At 75.0% G+C, this 15,112-nt stretch carries 18 protein-coding genes; 7 read left to right on the top strand and 11 right to left on the bottom strand.

The window, feature by feature from the left end; all coding sequences use genetic code 11:
- Positions 1-206: 206 nt before the first annotated feature.
- The 4 genes from CNO22_RS19675 (at position 207) to CNO22_RS19660 (ending at position 1,972) form a co-directional block, all read left to right on the top strand.
- Positions 207-371: a hypothetical protein gene (locus CNO22_RS19675; RefSeq protein ID WP_232807186.1), complete on the top strand. Its 165-nt coding sequence runs from the start codon at positions 207-209 to the stop codon at positions 369-371.
- Positions 372-444: 73 nt separating this feature from the next.
- Positions 445-645, top strand: coding sequence for a hypothetical protein (locus tag CNO22_RS19670; RefSeq protein WP_100500961.1), 201 nt, complete (start codon positions 445-447; stop codon positions 643-645).
- Between the two features lie 92 nt (positions 646-737).
- Complete coding sequence (locus tag CNO22_RS19665; RefSeq protein WP_100500960.1) at positions 738-1,187, top strand: hypothetical protein; 450 nt, start codon at positions 738-740, stop codon at positions 1,185-1,187.
- Positions 1,175-1,972: a DUF998 domain-containing protein gene (locus CNO22_RS19660; protein ID WP_100500959.1), complete on the top strand. Its 798-nt coding sequence runs from the start codon at positions 1,175-1,177 to the stop codon at positions 1,970-1,972. The genes CNO22_RS19665 and CNO22_RS19660 overlap by 13 nt, the downstream gene beginning before the upstream one ends.
- A gap of 17 nt (positions 1,973-1,989) precedes the next feature.
- Here CNO22_RS19660 and CNO22_RS19655 read toward each other — a convergent pair whose 3' ends face one another.
- Complete coding sequence (locus CNO22_RS19655; RefSeq protein ID WP_100500958.1) at positions 1,990-2,241, bottom strand: hypothetical protein; 252 nt, start codon at positions 2,239-2,241, stop codon at positions 1,990-1,992.
- 123 nt (positions 2,242-2,364) lie between these two features.
- Between CNO22_RS19655 and CNO22_RS19650 the strand changes: the two genes are divergently transcribed.
- Positions 2,365-3,246 (top strand): universal stress protein, encoded by an 882-nt coding sequence (locus CNO22_RS19650; RefSeq protein ID WP_100500957.1) that lies wholly within the window; start codon positions 2,365-2,367, stop codon positions 3,244-3,246.
- 95 nt (positions 3,247-3,341) lie between these two features.
- Here CNO22_RS19650 and CNO22_RS19645 read toward each other — a convergent pair whose 3' ends face one another.
- A complete protein-coding gene (locus tag CNO22_RS19645; protein ID WP_100500956.1) occupies positions 3,342-4,088 on the bottom strand; it encodes an SDR family oxidoreductase in 747 nt (248 codons plus the stop codon).
- A gap of 79 nt (positions 4,089-4,167) precedes the next feature.
- Here CNO22_RS19645 and CNO22_RS19640 point away from each other — a divergent pair, with 79 nt between their 5' ends.
- A complete protein-coding gene (locus CNO22_RS19640) occupies positions 4,168-5,841 on the top strand; it encodes a helix-turn-helix domain-containing protein (RefSeq protein ID WP_232807185.1) in 1,674 nt (557 codons plus the stop codon).
- Positions 5,842-5,978: 137 nt separating this feature from the next.
- On the opposite strand, the gene CNO22_RS19635 is transcribed toward CNO22_RS19640, so the two are convergent.
- The 3 genes from CNO22_RS19635 to CNO22_RS19625 form a co-directional block, all read right to left on the bottom strand.
- Positions 5,979-6,737: an SDR family NAD(P)-dependent oxidoreductase gene (locus CNO22_RS19635; RefSeq protein WP_100500955.1), complete on the bottom strand. Its 759-nt coding sequence runs from the start codon at positions 6,735-6,737 to the stop codon at positions 5,979-5,981.
- A 167-nt stretch (positions 6,738-6,904) separates the two neighbouring features.
- Positions 6,905-7,642, bottom strand: coding sequence for a DUF5995 family protein (locus CNO22_RS19630; protein ID WP_100500954.1), 738 nt, complete (start codon positions 7,640-7,642; stop codon positions 6,905-6,907).
- A 7-nt stretch (positions 7,643-7,649) separates the two neighbouring features.
- Positions 7,650-9,506 (bottom strand): PucR family transcriptional regulator, encoded by a 1,857-nt coding sequence (locus tag CNO22_RS19625; protein ID WP_100500964.1) that lies wholly within the window; start codon positions 9,504-9,506, stop codon positions 7,650-7,652.
- A gap of 367 nt (positions 9,507-9,873) precedes the next feature.
- On the opposite strand from CNO22_RS19625, the gene CNO22_RS19620 reads away from it, so the two are divergent.
- Complete coding sequence (locus CNO22_RS19620) at positions 9,874-10,884, top strand: DUF2877 domain-containing protein (RefSeq protein WP_100500963.1); 1,011 nt, start codon at positions 9,874-9,876, stop codon at positions 10,882-10,884.
- A 275-nt stretch (positions 10,885-11,159) separates the two neighbouring features.
- Here the strand turns inward: CNO22_RS19620 and hisG are convergent, their stop codons facing one another.
- The 6 genes from hisG to CNO22_RS19590 form a co-directional block, all read right to left on the bottom strand.
- A complete protein-coding gene (hisG, locus tag CNO22_RS19615) occupies positions 11,160-12,026 on the bottom strand; it encodes an ATP phosphoribosyltransferase (RefSeq protein ID WP_100500953.1) in 867 nt (288 codons plus the stop codon).
- Between the two features lie 53 nt (positions 12,027-12,079).
- Entirely contained in the window at positions 12,080-12,343 is a 264-nt protein-coding gene (locus CNO22_RS19610; RefSeq protein WP_091155911.1) for a phosphoribosyl-ATP diphosphatase, read from the bottom strand.
- Entirely contained in the window at positions 12,340-12,864 is a 525-nt protein-coding gene (gene ribH / locus CNO22_RS19605) for a 6,7-dimethyl-8-ribityllumazine synthase (protein ID WP_100500952.1), read from the bottom strand. The genes CNO22_RS19610 and ribH overlap by 4 nt, the downstream gene beginning before the upstream one ends.
- Positions 12,861-14,159, bottom strand: coding sequence for a bifunctional 3,4-dihydroxy-2-butanone-4-phosphate synthase/GTP cyclohydrolase II (locus CNO22_RS19600; RefSeq protein WP_100500962.1), 1,299 nt, complete (start codon positions 14,157-14,159; stop codon positions 12,861-12,863). The genes ribH and CNO22_RS19600 overlap by 4 nt, the downstream gene beginning before the upstream one ends.
- A gap of 82 nt (positions 14,160-14,241) precedes the next feature.
- Positions 14,242-14,868 carry a riboflavin synthase gene (locus CNO22_RS19595; RefSeq protein ID WP_100500951.1) on the bottom strand — a complete coding sequence of 209 codons (627 nt, stop codon included), beginning with the start codon at positions 14,866-14,868 and terminating at the stop codon, positions 14,242-14,244.
- 2 nt (positions 14,869-14,870) lie between these two features.
- The coding region (locus CNO22_RS19590; RefSeq protein WP_198588454.1) for a dihydrofolate reductase family protein at positions 14,871-15,112 on the bottom strand (242 nt) is incomplete at its 5' end.

The following is a 15,112-nucleotide window of genomic DNA, read 5'->3' as shown; positions in this document are numbered from 1 at the left end:
TCATTGAATGATTGCATATGTGATAACTGTTGTGTATGCTTCATAATCCGGTGTGTGTTGTTCTTTGTATTGTTCGTGTGCATTGTACTGTCAATCGTGTTTTGTTTGCAAATGAGACAGGTCGCACAGATATGCGCACGGAAGGAGGGGTCGTAAGCGTCAGATGTGTCGAAGGGCCAGACCGGGCGCGCGGCCGGCACTGCTGGGTGCACGACCCGCCCGGCGCCCCCGGCGTGTGGCCCGGGCTGCTCGTGGAGTGGCGGCAGGGCGAGGGCGGCTGGTCCGGCCGGGTCACCTACGCCGTCGCCGGGCCGCAGGGCACCGTGCTGGTCGAGGCCTGGGTCCCCGCCGCCCTCCTCGAGCAACGCTGATCACGGGTTACCGGCGTCCCCGGGTGGCTATGGCCTCCCCCGAGGCACCGTCCCCGACGAAGTGGAGAGAACCGTGAGTGAGCCCGACCGTCCCACCCTCGACGACGTCATGGAGACGACCGAGTCGGCCCCGCGCGACCGGCAGGAGCACGCCGGCGGGTACGCGCGACCCAACGACGAGGAGCTCCAGCACCGCACCGAGCACGAGCGGCAGCTGGTGGACGCCGACGACGCCGACCCCGCCGGCGCCGACACCCACTCCGCGACTGACTGAGCTGTCTTGATCTGTCGGCCTACCGGCCGACACCGCGGTCAGGTGCCGTCCCCGACGGGCGCTGAGCCACCCGCCTGCTCGAGGAGGTCCGGTTGACCCGCCTGGAGCCGGGGGACGTCGGCTGCTGGGTGCTGAAGTCCACCCGCCCGCCGGAGCTGATCGAGCCCGGCTGGCGGGTGGGCGAGGCGCACACGACGACCCGCTGCGTCCGGCGTTCCTACCGGCTGGACCTGCTGCGTGCCGGCCAGCCGTGCCTGCTGTGGGTCAGCGGCCGGGCCGCGCCCGGCGTGCACGCGCTCGGCGAGGTGACCGGCGAGGCCGAGGAGCGCGACGGCGGACCCGTCGTCCCCGTCCGGCTCACCCGGCTGCCCGCCCCGGTCGCCCGCGCCGACCTGCTGGCCGACCCGGCCGCCCGCGACGCCGAGGTGCTGCGGATGCCGGCCGGCAGCAACCCGTCGTGGCTGTCCCCGGAGCAGTACGCCGCCGTCCTCGCCCACCTGCCCCCGCACCCGCGGGCCGCGCTGGGACCATGGCCGGTGTGACTCCCACCCGGTACCGCTGGGGCGCGATCGCCTGGCTGCTGACCCTGCAGTTCTTCGTCGTCGAGACCGTCGTCGCACTGCAGACCGGCGGCGGGTACAGCCGCGCCGACGACCTCATCAGCGACCTCGGGTCGGCGGCCTCCGCGGCGCCGCTGCTGATGAACACCTCGTTCGTCGCCCAGGGCGTGCTCATCGCCGCCGGCGCAGTGCTGCTGCGCCCGGCGCTGGCCGGCCTCGGCGGCCGGATGGTGCCGGCCTTCCTCACCGCGGCCGCCGTCGGCGTCGTCCTCGTCGGGCTCTTCCCCCTCGGCAGCCAGGAGGACCTGCACCAGGCCGGCGCCGGGCTGCACTTCGTCGGCGGCGGGCTCGGGCTGCTGGCGATGGCCTACGGCGTCCGGCCGCGCTCCGAGGCCCTGGGGACGGCGCTGGCGCTGCTGGGCCTGCTGAGCACCGGGATGACGGTCTTCTTCTCCCTCGGCATCACCTCGTTCCTCGGCGAGGGCGGCACCGAGCGGGGCGCGGCCTACCCCATCCCCCTCGGTCTCGCGCTGGCCGGCGTTGGGCTGTGGGCGCTCGGCCGGCGTCCCCAGGCCGAGACCCGGCCGTCCCGACGCGAGCTGCGCGCCCAGGAGCGCGCCGAGCGGGCCGAGCGCGCCCGTGAGCGCGACGCCGCCCTGGCGGCCGCGGCCGGGCAGACGGAACCGGCCCGGGCACAGACCGAGCCCGAGCCCGACGACGACTTCGACCCCGAGGACCCCTGGGCCACCTCCCGCCGCCGCGACTGAAGGAGGACGGCGCCCGGTCAGCCGGCCGGCTCGAAGCGCAGCACCTCGCTGACCGGACGGCGTCCCGAGACGGCGCCGCCGGCATCCGACGCGCCGCAGCTGATCACCTGCGGCCGGCCGGTCGGGTCCAGCACCGGCAGCGCCCGCTCGGGGTCGAGGTGCACCGCCAGCCGGTCACCGGAGGCGGTGAACCGCCACGGCTGGATGTTGTGCACCGACGGCGCCCGGGTGGCCGCCTCGACCACCGCCGTCCACCGCTGCTCGTCCACGGCCGCTCCTCACCACCCGGGACGACGCGTCCCCGGGACCCTCCTGCCCAGCCCATGGGCCCCGCCAGGTCGACGGTCCCTGGCCTCTCCCGGGATCGGCTCGCGCGGAGGACCATGCCCGCCATGAGCGCACCCGACACCGGTGTCCGGAGCCTGCGCGTCCTGGTCGGCTACGACGGTTCGCCCAGCGCGGTGAACGCGATCGAGGCCGCCGCGGCGCTGCTGCCGTCGGCCACCGCCACGATCCTGAACCTGTGGGAGCCGCCGTTCACCTCCCCCGAGCTGCGGCACCGCGTCATGGAACGCGCCGCCAACGCCGAGGCGCTGGGCCGGCTGGTGGAGAACGAGGGCAGGGCGGAGGCCGAGCGGCTGGCCCGCACCGGAGTGAAGCTCGTCAAGGCCGCGGGCTGGGACGCCGAGCCGCTGGTCAAGCGCACCTTCGGCGGTGACGGCTACCAGTTCGCCCGCACCGCCGAGGAGGTCGACGCCGACCTCATGGTCGTCGGCTCGCGCGGGATGACCGGCATGCGCGCCTCGATGGGCAGCGTCTCGGAGCTGGTCGTGCACGTCAGCCCGGTGCCGGTGCTCGTCGTCCCGCACCCGCTGACCACCGTCGAGTGGGCGGCGGTGGAGTCCGGGCCGGTCGTCGTCGGCACCGACGGCTCCGAGCACGCCCAGCGGGCGCTCACCGCGGCCACCGCGCTGCTCCCCCACCGGCAGCGGCTGCGGGTCGCCGTCGAGGAGTCGGAGGGGTCCCCCGCTCCGTCGCCGGTCGAGGGCACCGAGCTGGTCACCGTCCGCTGCTCCGGTCGCGCCGGCCGGCCGCGGGCGACCGCGGTGACCCTGGCCGACGAGGCCGCCCGCCGCCGCGCGGCGGTGGTCGTCGTGGGCAGCCGCGGCCGCGGGGGCACCCGCGACACCCTGGTCGGCCACGTGACCCGCGCGATGCTGCACTGCGCACACCGGCCGGTGCTCGTCGTCCCGTCGTCCCGCCCGGCCGGCTGAGGCCCCGTCCCGGGTCCCACCCTGAGCCTGCGACGGCGGCCCCCTGCAGGGTCCCGCCGCGAGCCTGTGAGCGGTGGGGGCAGGGGGTCCTTCCCTCAGCCGCGCAGGTGCTCGGCGTAGCTGCGCCGTCCGCGCGGGCCGCGCGTGGGCACCGCGGCTCCGTCGCGGACCGCGGCCGACAGCCGACCGGGCACCGGGGTGGCCACCACGTGGGCGTTCGGCTCGCGAGCGGCGGCCCAGGCCCGCGCGACGTCCGCCGCGGTCAGCTCCTCGGGCCCGCCGAACTCGACGACGTCCCCGGCCGGTGCGCCGAGCGCGACCTCCGCGGTGTGCGCGGCGGCCTCCGCGACGTCGACCGGCTGCAGCCGCCAGCCCATCGGCACCGGCAGCACCGGGCCGCGGCGGGCGGTGGCCAGCAGCTGGTCGACGAAGTCGTGGAACTGGGTGATGCGCAGCAGCGTCACCGGCAGGCCCGAGGCCAGCAGCACCTGCTCGGCGGCGTACTTGGCGTGGTAGTAGCCGTAGGGGATGCGGTCGACCCCGACGATCGAGACGAACACCAGGTGGCGCAGCCGATCACGGTCCACCGCCTGCACCAGCCGCCGGGTGCCGGCGACGTCGGCCTCCCAGTAGTCCCCCCGCGCGTCGCTCGCCGCGTGGACGACGACCTCCGCCCCGGCCAGCGCCATCGGCAGGTCGCGGCCGGTCGCCAGGTCGCCGCGCACCCCGCCCGGGCCGGTCCCCCGCCGCGACATCTGCCGCACCCGGTGGCCGCCGTCGGCCAGGCGCTCGACGACCAGCCGGCCGAGCCGACCCGTCCCTCCCGTCACCAGAACGTCCATGCCCGGCAGTCTGGCCGGACCGTTCCGTCCCGGCGCGCCCGACCCGCGGCATCTCACATGCGAGATACCGTGACTCCTCGTGACGGCCACCGATCCGACCACCGACATCGCTGCCACCCCCGCACCCGAGGCCGGCGTACCTGCCCACGAGGCCAGCGCTGCCGCCCCTGCGCACGAGGCCAGCGCTGCCGCCCCTGCGCACGAGGCCAGCGCTGCCGCCCCTGCGCACGAGGCCAGCGCCATGCAGCGCATCGGCATGCTCGTCCGCGACGCCCGCCGGCACCGCGGGCTGACCCAGCAGCAGCTCGCCGAGCGCCTGGGTACCAGCCAGAGCGCCATCGCCCGCATCGAGCAGGGCGGGCAGAACCTCACCCTCGAGCTGCTCGGCCGCCTCTCCGAGGCCCTGGAGCGCGAGCTGTTCAGCGTCGGCCCGTCCGGCCCCACCCACTTGCGGGTCACCGGCGGCGTGCCGCTGCGCGGCAGCGTCGTCGTCAAGTCCTCCAAGAACGCCGCCGTGGCGCTGCTGTGCGCGGCGCTGCTCAACCGCGGCCGGACGACGCTGCGCAACGTGGCCCGCATCGTCGAGGTCGACCGCATCCTCGACGTGCTGCGCTCGATCGGCGTCTCGGCCACCTGGGACGACGCCGGCCGCGACCTCACCCTCGTCGTCCCCGAGGAGCTCGACCTCGCCGGCATCGACGCCGACGCCGCCCGCCGGACCCGCAGCATCATCATGTTCCTCGGCCCGCTGCTGCACCGGGCACCGGAGTTCGACCTGCCCTACGCCGGCGGCTGCGACCTGGGCACCCGCACGGTCGAGCCGCACATGATCGCGCTGCGCCCGTTCGGGCTGGAGGTGGAGGCCCGCGGCGGGCGGTACCACGCCGCGGTCACCGCGCCGGGCACGGCCGACCGCACCATCGTGCTGACCGAGCGGGGCGACACCGTCACCGAGAACGCCCTGCTGGCGGCGGCCCGCACCGACGGGACGACGACCATCCGCAACGCCAGCTCCAACTACATGGTCCAGGACCTCTGCCTGTACCTGCAGCTGCTCGGCGTCGACGTCCAGGGGCTGGGCACCACCACGCTCGTCGTCCGCGGGCGTCCGGTGCTCGACGCCGACGTCGACTACACGATCAGCGAGGACCCGGTCGAGGCGATGAGCCTGCTGACCGCCGGCATCGTCACCGAGTCGGAGCTGACCGTGTGCCGGGCGCCGATCGAGTTCCTCGAGGTGGAGCTGGCCACCCTCGCCGAGATGGGGCTGCGCTACAGCCTCTCCCCGGAGTACCTGGCCGACAACGGGCACACCCGGCTGGTCGACGTCACCATCTCGCCGTCACGGCTCAAGGCGCCGATCGACAAGATCCACCCGATGCCGTTCCCGGGCCTCAACATCGACAACCTGCCGTTCTTCGCCGTCATCGCGGCCGCCGCGACCGGCTCGACACTGATCCACGACTGGGTCTACGACAACCGGGCGATCCACCTCTCCGACCTGACCCGGCTCGGCGCCGACGTCCGGCTGCTCGACCCGCACCGCGTGCTGGTCACCGGCCCGACGCACTGGTCCAGCGCCGAGGTGGTCTGCCCGCCGGCGCTGCGCCCGGCGGTCTGCATCCTGCTGGCGATGCTCGCGGCCAAGGGGACGTCGGTGCTGCGCAACGTCGACATCATCGCCCGCGGCTACGAGCAGCTCTACGAGCGGCTGGTGGAGATGGGTGCCCGCATCGAGGTCTTCCACGACTGAAGGAGGGCTCCCTGCCCCCACCGCCCCCAGGCTCGTGGCGCGACTCTCGCGCCGTTCCACCCGTCCCCGCGCCGGTGCACCGGCGCGCACGCGCGGGAACGGCGCGAGAGTGCGGGCGGGCCGGGCGGTCGACCCGCTCAGCGCTCCTGGTCGGTGGGGCGCACCAGCACCTCGTTGACCGCGACGTGCGGCGGCTGGCTGACCACGTAGACGATCGCGCGGGCGACGTCCTCGGCGTGCAGAGCCCGCATGCTCGTGTACATCTGCACCGACGCGGCCTTGGCCGCGGGCTGGGTGATGTGGTCGGTCAGCTCGGTGCTGACCGCACCCGGTTCGACCAGCGAGATGCGCACGCCCTTCGTCGTCACCTCCTGGCGCAGCGACTCGCTGAAGGCGTTCACCGCCCACTTCGAGGCGTTGTAGACACCGGCGCCCTTGCGGGCCTGACGGCCGGCCACGCTGGAGATGTTGACGACGTCGCCGGAGCCCTGCCCCACCATGCCCTCGATCGCCGCGTGGGTCATGTACATCAGCCCGAGCACGTTGGTGTCGAGCATGCGCCGCCAGTCCTCGGGATCGGCGCCGACGATCGTGCCGAGCAGCATCACACCGGCGTTGTTGACCAGGACGTCGAGGCCGCCGAGCTCGCCGCGGGTGCGGGCGACGGCGTCGCGGCAGGACGCCTCGTCGGTGACGTCCAGGTCGAGGGTGACCACCTTGGCGCCGGCCTCGCCGAGCCGGGCCGCCAGGTCGTCGAGCCGGTCGCGGCGGCGGGCGCCGATCGCCACGGACGCGCCGGCCTCGGCCAGGGCGACGGCGGTGGCCTCACCGATCCCCGACGACGCGCCGGTGACCAGCGCGACCCTGCCGGACAGCGGACGGGCGACCTCGCTCACTGCTCGACTCCGGGCTCGTTCCGCTCCTCGCTCGCTGGCGCTCGCTGCGGTGCTCGCTCGCCCGTCGTCTCCGCGGCGCTCATGCAGTTCCCTCCTCCGTGCGGCCACCCGGTGCGGCCGTCGTCCCAGCCTCGCCGATGCCGCCGGTCCCGGCGCGCCGAGTCGGGTCAGGCGAGCGTGACGCCGAAGCCGCGCACCGCCAGCCGCACCAGCACCGGGCCGGGGCGCAGCAGGTCGTCGACCCGCGCGGCGGACGCAGCCTCCAGGTCGGCCAGCCGGCGGGCGGAGGCCTCCGGTCCGCGGCGGCGGGCGCGGTCGAGTGCGGTCGCGTTGGCCCACACCTTGCGCCGGGACTCGCGCAGGAACACCTGGCTGGCGGTGCGGTTCACCGGGGCCAGCAGTCGGTCCAGCCGCGTCCGCCGTCCCCCGGCGCGGTGCAGCTCGCCGTCCTCGGCGGCGACCCGGGAGGCGAGCACCCGGTCGATCCGCGCGTGGTCGCGCCCGCGCATCGCCCGCGTCGCCGGAGTGTCGAACTCGGCCGGACCGATGACGCGCACCAGCGACTGCGGCAGGTCGTAGTTGATGTGCGCGTTTATGCCCAGCAGCACGTGCGCCTCCGGCAGCAGGTCCGGCCGCGCGCCGAACGCCAGCCGCCACGGCCGCGGGGCCGAGGCCGGGTCCCGGCGGTGGGCGGTCAGCGCGTCGAGGTAGAGGCCGGCGAAGTCGACGTCCCACTCCTCGACCCAGGCCGGGTCCTCGAAGGCGCCCGCGTCGATCGCCGCGCCGACGGCGACGGTCGTGCGCAGGTACACGCCCAGGAAGAAGCGCGCGGGGTCGCGGTCGGCCTCCAGCGGCGCCAGCAGCTGCCCCATGCGGTCGACCAGCGCCGCGACGCTCCTCCCCACGGCGCGCTCAGATCAGCGCGTCGAGGCCGTCGTCCGGGGGCAGCGTCATCGCGGCGTCCACCGGCGGGCGGTGCGGCTGGTCCAGGCCGCGCATCCGCGCCGCGTGCAGGGCGAGCAGCAGGTTCAGCCGCAGCGTCGGGTCGGTGGTGAAGGGCCCGAGCAGCCGCTCCAGCTTGCCGATCCGGTACCGCATCGTGTTGTAGTGGAAGTGCAGCCGGCGCGCGGACTCCGCGACGTTGAGGTTGGTCTCCAGCAGCACCCGCAGGGTCTCCCGCAGGTCGGCGGAGTCGGGGTCGGCGGCGTCGGCCAGCGTCCCCAGCACCTCGTCGACGTAGTTGCGCAGCTCCGTGCTGTCCGGGATCAGCGACAGCAGCCGGAAGACGCCGAGCTGGTCGAAGTGGGTGACCGCCTGCACCCCGTGGATCTCCTGGCCGACGCCGAGGGCCCGGGAAGCCTGCTGGTGGGCCTCGCCCAGCGCCGAGAGCGAGCCCGCCGGCCGGCCGATGCCGGTGCCGAGCACCCGCCCGACCCGGCGCACCCGCGCGTTGACCCGGCCGGTCACCGCGGTCACCAGCGCGGTGATCTCCTCCGGCGTCCGCCCGTCGAGCGGCAGGACCGTGACGATCTCCGTCGACAGCCCGGCCACCGCCGCGCCGGAGACCTCGGTCTCCAGCGCGGCGCGCCAGCCGTCGGCCAGCCGGTCGAGGACGTCGAGGGCGCGGGTCGGGTCGGCCTGCGGGTCGGCGGCAGTCTCCGTCGCGGTCACCAGGACGACGACCGGGCCGTCGAGCCGCCAGCCGAAGGAGCGGGTCTGGGCCAGCGCCCGCTCGGTGTGCCGCAGCGACCCGGCGACCAGGCGGCGCACCAGGTCGCCCTGGAAGCGCAGCTCGACCGAGTGCACGGCCTGCTGGCGGATGACCGACAGCGCCGAGACGACCGCCGCGCGCTCCAGCACCGCGCCCGCGCCGACGAGCATCGGCCCGCTGCGGTGGACGGCGACCAGCCAGCCGTGCCGCTGGTCACCGGCCATGATTGGGGCGACCGCGTACTCGCCCACCCCGCCGGGCAGCTCGTGGTGCCCGGGGACGAGCAGGATGCCGTCGGCCGGGGACAGGTCGGCGTCGGCCAGCACGTCGGCCGGGGTGACGACGGCCTGGTCGGCGCGCAGGCCCGAGAGCCGGCGGGACGGCGCCATCATCGCCATCTCGTCCTCGGCCTCGGCGTCCAGCAGCCACAGCCAGTCGCTGATCTCGGCGACGTCCTCGGCCGGGCCGGCGCTGGTCACGATCTCGCGGTCCGGCCCCAGGCCCAGGACGGCGGCGCCCTCGAGGGAGTCCGCCAGCTGCTCGGTGACCTCGGCCAGCCCGCCGCCGCTGAGCGCGACGTCGATGAACTGGTCGTGCATGCGGTTGGAGAGCGCCAGCGCCTCGCTCTGCCTGCCGACGACGGCGCCGAGCACCTCCGAGACGACCTCCCCCATGCGCACGCTCGCGGGCAGGGCGAGCACCGGCAGCGCCCGGCGGTCGGCCTCGGCGAGCACGTCGGCCGGCACCGGCGGGGGCCCCTCGGTCAGGCGGTAGGCCAGCGCCGCGGTGCCCATGGAGTCCAGCCGCTCCACCAGGGCGCGGCAGTTGGCCGGGTCGGCCGGCGGCAGGCGCGCCCCCAGGACGACGAGGACGTCGGCACCGGCCACGGCCAGCGGATCGGTGGGGTCGTCGACCACCATGTAGCGGACGACGCGGTCGAGGCCGCCGCCCCCGGCGACGACCTCCGTCCCCGCCAGGCCGGGCAGCCGCAGCGCCTCGGCCAGGCTCAGGCCCATGCGGTCCTGCCAGCTGGGCCGCTCCCCGCGGCTCTCGGTCACCGGCACCTCCGCTGTCGTCAGGTGACGCCGGGATGAGACCATGCCTTCACCCAGCGTGGGGACGGCGAGCGAGGCTTCACCCTGGGTCACGACACTCACTTTCTCAGTTGCCGATGCACACGGCCACATCGCGGCACCCTGTCAGGAGTGCCTGGACTTGCCCTCTCATTCTTGGCGACTTCCGCCATACTTGGGCGTGCGACGCGCCGCATAGGTTCGAGACCCGGTTCCACTCCGCCCGGTGGATGGTAGGCCGGTTCCCCTCCCAGGGTGCCGACCAGCCCCCTCCAGCGGGTGGGCTGGGCTCGGGCGGGGGGTCTCGAGCCGACGGTGCCCCCCGTGGTCTTCCAGCGTGAAGAGGGTCGCCATGCGCACCATCGACGAGACCGCAGGCCCGGGCGGGAGCCGCCCCGGGGCTCGAACCTCCCCGCGTGGCCATGCCGCGCGGGCCGGACTCCCGACCATCCCGCTGCCGCGCGAGTCGGCCCAGGCCACCGCGCGCACCGCTCCCCCCGCCCGTGCCGCCACCGCCGTGCCCGCCTCGGCGAGCACCGGTGTCGCCGACCTCCTGCGCGGCCCGGTCCGCCCGGCGCGCGTCCTGCTCAGCGTCCCCGCTGCCGTGTACCTGCAGGTGCCCGGCGAGCGCGGCGGCGACGTCGTCGGGGTGCTGACCAGCGACGCCGCCCGGCTGCCGCTGGCCTGCGTGCTGTTCCGTCCCAGCAACGGCCGCCCGCTGGTGGCGCTGCCGCCCGACGCCCCGGCCGAGGTCGGTGGCGGGCGCATCGTCGTCGGCGACCTCGCCGTCAGCGCCGCCGCCTGGTGGGACCCGCGTCCCCGGCTGCCGCGTCCCCGCCCGGCCCTGCTGCCCGAGGGCGTGCGCCAGCTGCGCAACGCCCTCTACGGCGAGGGCGTGCCGCACAGCGCGTTCACCCTCCCCGGCCTGCCGGCCGGTCCCGGTGGCCCGCTGGCCGCACTGCGCGGCGCCGTCCGCCGGGCCGACCTCGACGCGGCCCTGCGCACCGCCACGCGGCTGATCGGTCTCGGCCCGGGTCTGACCCCGGCCGGGGACGACGTCATGGCCGGCACGATGGCCGGGCTGGTGCTGCTGGGCCACCCCGCCGCCGAGCGGTTCGCCGCCGCGGTCTCCGCGCTGGCTGCCGGCCGGACGACCGAGCTGTCCCGGTCGCTGCTGCGGCACGCGGCCGCCGGCCGGGTCAGCGTCGAGTACGCCGCGGTGCTGCACGGGCTGGTCGGCGAGCGGCCGCTGGCGCCGGCGATCGACGGTCTGCTGGCCACCGGCGCCACCAGCGGCCGGGCGATGGCCCTGGGGCTGTGCACCGCGATCGACCTCGTCGACCGGACCATGCGCACCCGCTGACCGCACGAACACGAGAGCCCCCGTCCGCACCGGACGGGGGCTCTCGCACATCAAGGGGCCGTGATCATCGGCGGGTGGCTGCCCGACCCGCCGACGGCGACCACCACCTGCCGATGATCACGCCAGGTCCGGGCGGCCGGGGACGGCACCTGGGCCGGGGTGGACCGTCGCGGGGGCCCGGAGGGTCCCCCGACCGGGACACGGGCAGCGGCCCAGCGGCGGCCGGGACGGCTCCTGGCCGCGGTGCGGTCCGGTAGGACCGCAGTGTCACAGTGTCACAGCCGGCAGGCGTGGATGCTCGTGACGAGGATCGCGCGGGCGCCGAGCTCCCACAGCTCGTCCATCACTCGGTTGGTCTCGTGCTGCGCGACCATCGCCCGCACCGCCGACCAGCCCTCGGTCTGCAGCGGGCTGACCGTCGGCCCCTCGAGGCCGGGGGTCAGGGCGGTCGCCTTCTCCAGCAGCTCGTTGGGGCAGTCGTAGTCGAGCATCACGTACTGCCGGGCCACCAGGACACCGCGCAGTCGGCGGCGCAGCTGCGCGACCGCGGGGATCTCCTCGGCGCCGGCCCGGCGCACCAGGATGGCCTCGCTGGTGAGCACCGGCTCGCCGATGATGTGCAGCCCGGCAGCGCGCAGCGTCGTCCCGGTCTCGACCACGTCGCAGACGGCGTCGGCGACGCCGAGCCGGCAGGCGGTCTCCACCGCGCCGTCGAGCTTGACCACCGAGGCCGCGATGCCCTGCTCGTCGAGGTACCGCTGGAGCAGGACGGGGTAGGCGGTGGCGATCCGCTTGCCGGCCAGCTGCTCGACGGTCTCGATGCCGGACTCCACCGGGGAGGCGAAGCGGAACGACGAGCGGCCGAAGCCCAGCGGCATGACCTCCACCGCGGCGGCGCCCTCGCCGACGGCCGGCGCGGTCTCCAGCAGCATGTCGCGGCCGGTGATGCCGACGTCCAGCGTGCCGGCGGCGACGTAGACGGCGATGTCGCGGGGCCGCAGGTAGAAGAACTCGGTGTCGCTGTCGGGGTCGTAGACGGCGAGGTCCTTGGTGCTGCGGCGCTGGCGGTAGCCGCTCTCGGCGAGCATGGCGGCCGCGGGCTCGCTCAGGACGCCCTTGTTGGGCACGGCGATGCGCAGCACGGACGGACTCCTTCGGTCGGGTCGGTTCGGGGGTGGTTCAGAGGTGGGCTGCGTCAGAGGTGGGCATAGACGTCGTCCAGGGTCAGCCCGCGGGCGAGCATCAGGACCTGCACCCGGTAGAGGAGCTGGCTGACCTCCTCGGCGGTGCGCTCGGCCCCTTCGTGCTCGGCGGCCATCCAGGACTCGGCGGCCTCCTCGACGACCTTCTTGCCCGCGGCGTGCACGCCGTCGCGGACCGCCGTGACCGTCCCCGACGCGGGGTCGCCCGCGGCGACCTTGGCGGAGAGCTCGGCGAACAGCTGGTCGAAGGTCTTCACGCGCGACTCCCGTCGGCCGGTCGGATCGAGAAGCCGGTGGGGCGGGCCGGCCCGCGCAGGCTGCGGAGGGTCAGCGCCGTGGCCAGGGCGGCCACGGCCGCCTCCCAGCCCTTGTCCTCGGCCGAGCCGGGCAGCCCGGCCCGGTCGCGGGCCTGCTCCTCGGTGTCGCAGGTGAGGACGCCGTTGCCGACGGGCTTGCCCGCGTCGAGGGCGACCCGTGTGAGGCCGGCGGTGACCGCGTCGCACACGTACTCGAAGTGCGGCGTCCCGCCGCGGATCACGACCCCCAGCGCGACGACGGCGTCGTGCCGCTCGGTCAGCGCCTGGGCGATCACCGGCAGCTCCACCGCTCCCGGCACCCGGACGACGGTCGGCTCGGGGACGCCGCTGACGACGGCCGCGGCGACCGCGCGGTCCAGCAGTGCCCCGGTGATCTCGGCGTGCCAGGTGGTGGCGACGATGCCGAGGGTCAGCCCGGTCGCGTCGACCGCCGCCGCCTCCGGAGCGCCCTTGCCGCTCACAGCTGCTGCTCCGTCTGGCGCAGGGGGACGTCGGTGCCCGGCACGGTGACCGCGTCGGCCGGGCCGGACTCGGTCTCCGGCTCGATGATGTCGAGCAGGTGGCCCATCCGGTCGCGCTTGGTGCGCAGGTAGGCCAGGTTCTCCGCGGTGACGTGGCTGGGCAGCGGCACCCGGCCGGTCACCTTGAGGCCGTAGCCCTCGAGCCCCGCACGCTTGGCCGGGTTGTTGGTGAGCAGCCGCATCGTGTGCACGCCGAGGTCCACGAGGATCTGCGCGCCGGTGCCGTAGTCGCGCGCATCGGCGGGCAGGCCGAGGTCGAGGTTGGCGTCGACGGTGTCGATCCCCCTGTCCTGCAGCTGGTAGGCCTGCAGCTTGTGCAGCAGGCCGATGCCCCGGCCCTCGTGCCCGCGGATGTAGAGCACGATGCCGCGCCCCTCCTGGGCCACCGCGGCCAGCGCCGCCTGCAGCTGGGGGCCGCAGTCGCAGCGCAGCGAGCCGAACACGTCGCCGGTGAGGCACTCGGAGTGCACCCGGACCAGCACGTCCTCGCCGTCGCCGATGTCGCCGTGGACGAACGCGACGTGCTCGCGCTCGTCGTAGGAGCTGCGGTAGCCGACGGCGGTGAAGGTGCCCGGCGTGAGCGGCACGGTGGCCTCGGCGACGCGCTCGATCAGCTTGTCGAAGCGCTTCCGGTAGGCGATCAGGTCGGCGATGGAGATCAGGCACAGGTCGTGCTCGTCGGCGAAGACCCGCAGCTCCTCGCCGCGCGCCATGCCCGTCGGGTCCTCCTCGCTGACCAGCTCGCACAGCACACCGGACGGGCGCAGGCCGGCGAGCACCGCCAGGTCGACGGCGGCCTCGGTGTGGCCGGGCCGGCGCAGCACGCCGCCGTCCCGGGCGCGCAGCGGCACGATGTGGCCGGGCCGGGCCAGGTCGGTCGGGTCGGTCTCCGAGGAGGCCAGCAGCCGGATCGTGTGCGCCCGGTCGGCGGCGGAGATGCCGGTGGTCACGCCCTCGCGGGCGTCGACGGTGACGGTGTAGGCGGTGCCGCGGCGGTCCTGGTTGACCCGGAACATCGGCGGCAGGTCCAGCCGGTCGGCGTCGGCCTCGGTGACGGCCACGCAGATGTAGCCCGAGGTGTAGCGGACCATGAACGCGACGAGCTCCGGGGTGGCCAGCTCGGAGGCGAAGATCAGGTCGCCCTCGTTCTCGCGGTCCTCGTCGTCCATCACGACGACCGGGCGGCCGCTCTTGACGGCGGCGATCGCGTCCTCGACGGTGTCCAGGCGGACCATGGCGCTCACGAACCCTCCTCGCCGGCGCTCGTCGGCTCCGTGCGCTCGGCTGCTGTGTCCCCGCGTGAGCTCGCCGGCTCGCTCACGAGCGTGCTCCCAACAGGCGTTCCACGTACTTGGCGATCACGTCGACCTCCAGGTTGACCGGGCTCCCGGGAGGGACGGCACCCAGCGTGGTCTCGCGCAGGGTGGTGGGGATGAGGCTGACCTCGAACCAGGGCTCGGGGTCGTCCGCGTCGCTGACCGCGCTCACGGTGAGCGAGACGCCGTCCACGGTGATCGAGCCCTTCTCGACCACGTAACGCGCCAGCTCCGGCGGCAGCCCGACCCGCACGACCTCCCAGTGCTCGCCGGGGGTGCGGGTGCGCACGGTGCCGACGCCGTCGACGTGGCCCTGCACCAGGTGCCCGCCGAGCCGGGTGTGCGGGGTGACGGCGCGCTCCAGGTTGACCGGGTCGCCGGCGCCCAGGGCGCCCAGGCTGCTGCGGCGGAGGGTCTCGGCCATCACGTCGGTGGTCCACTCCTCACCGTCGGAACCGGTGACGGTGAGGCAGACCCCGTTGACGGCGATCGAGTCGCCCAGCGCCACGTCCTCGAGCGCCTTGCGCGCCCGGATGCGCAGCCGGGCGGCGTCGACCTCACGACCCACCCCGCCGACCTCCTCGCGGGCGAGCAGGACGCCGACCTCCTCGACGATGCCGGTGAACACGATCAACTCCCTCCGGTCGCGCCGTGGGAGTCCGCGACGCGCCGGTCCCCAGTGTGCCGGGTCGGCCGCAGGCGGATCTCCACGTCCCCGCCCAGGCGGGTGAGGCCGGTGACCGAGAGGGTCAGCGCGTCGCCGATCCCGGTGATTCCCAGGTCCCCCACCAGCGGTGCGCCGGCACCGAGCAGCTTGGGCGCCAGGTGCACGACCGCCTCGTCGACCAGCCCCTCGCGCAGGAAGGCGGCGG

The organism is Geodermatophilus chilensis (genome assembly GCF_002802985.1).
GTDB lineage: Bacteria > Actinomycetota > Actinomycetes > Mycobacteriales > Geodermatophilaceae > Geodermatophilus > Geodermatophilus chilensis.
Note: the sequence above shows the minus strand (reverse complement) of the source record. Positions and strands in the feature narration are given on the sequence as shown.

Excerpts from the sequence above, each read along its gene's own strand:
- CNO22_RS19645 (WP_100500956.1), bottom strand. The coding sequence starts at position 4,088 with ATGGACGTTCTGGTGACGGGAGGGACGGGTCGGCTCGGCCGGCTGGTC.
- CNO22_RS19620 (WP_100500963.1), top strand. The coding sequence starts at position 9,874 with ATGCGCACCATCGACGAGACCGCAGGCCCGGGCGGGAGCCGCCCCGGG.
- CNO22_RS19600 (WP_100500962.1), bottom strand. The coding sequence starts at position 14,159 with ATGGTCCGCCTGGACACCGTCGAGGACGCGATCGCCGCCGTCAAGAGC.
- CNO22_RS19660 (WP_100500959.1), top strand. The coding sequence starts at position 1,175 with ATGGCCGGTGTGACTCCCACCCGGTACCGCTGGGGCGCGATCGCCTGG.
- CNO22_RS19650 (WP_100500957.1), top strand. The coding sequence starts at position 2,365 with ATGAGCGCACCCGACACCGGTGTCCGGAGCCTGCGCGTCCTGGTCGGC.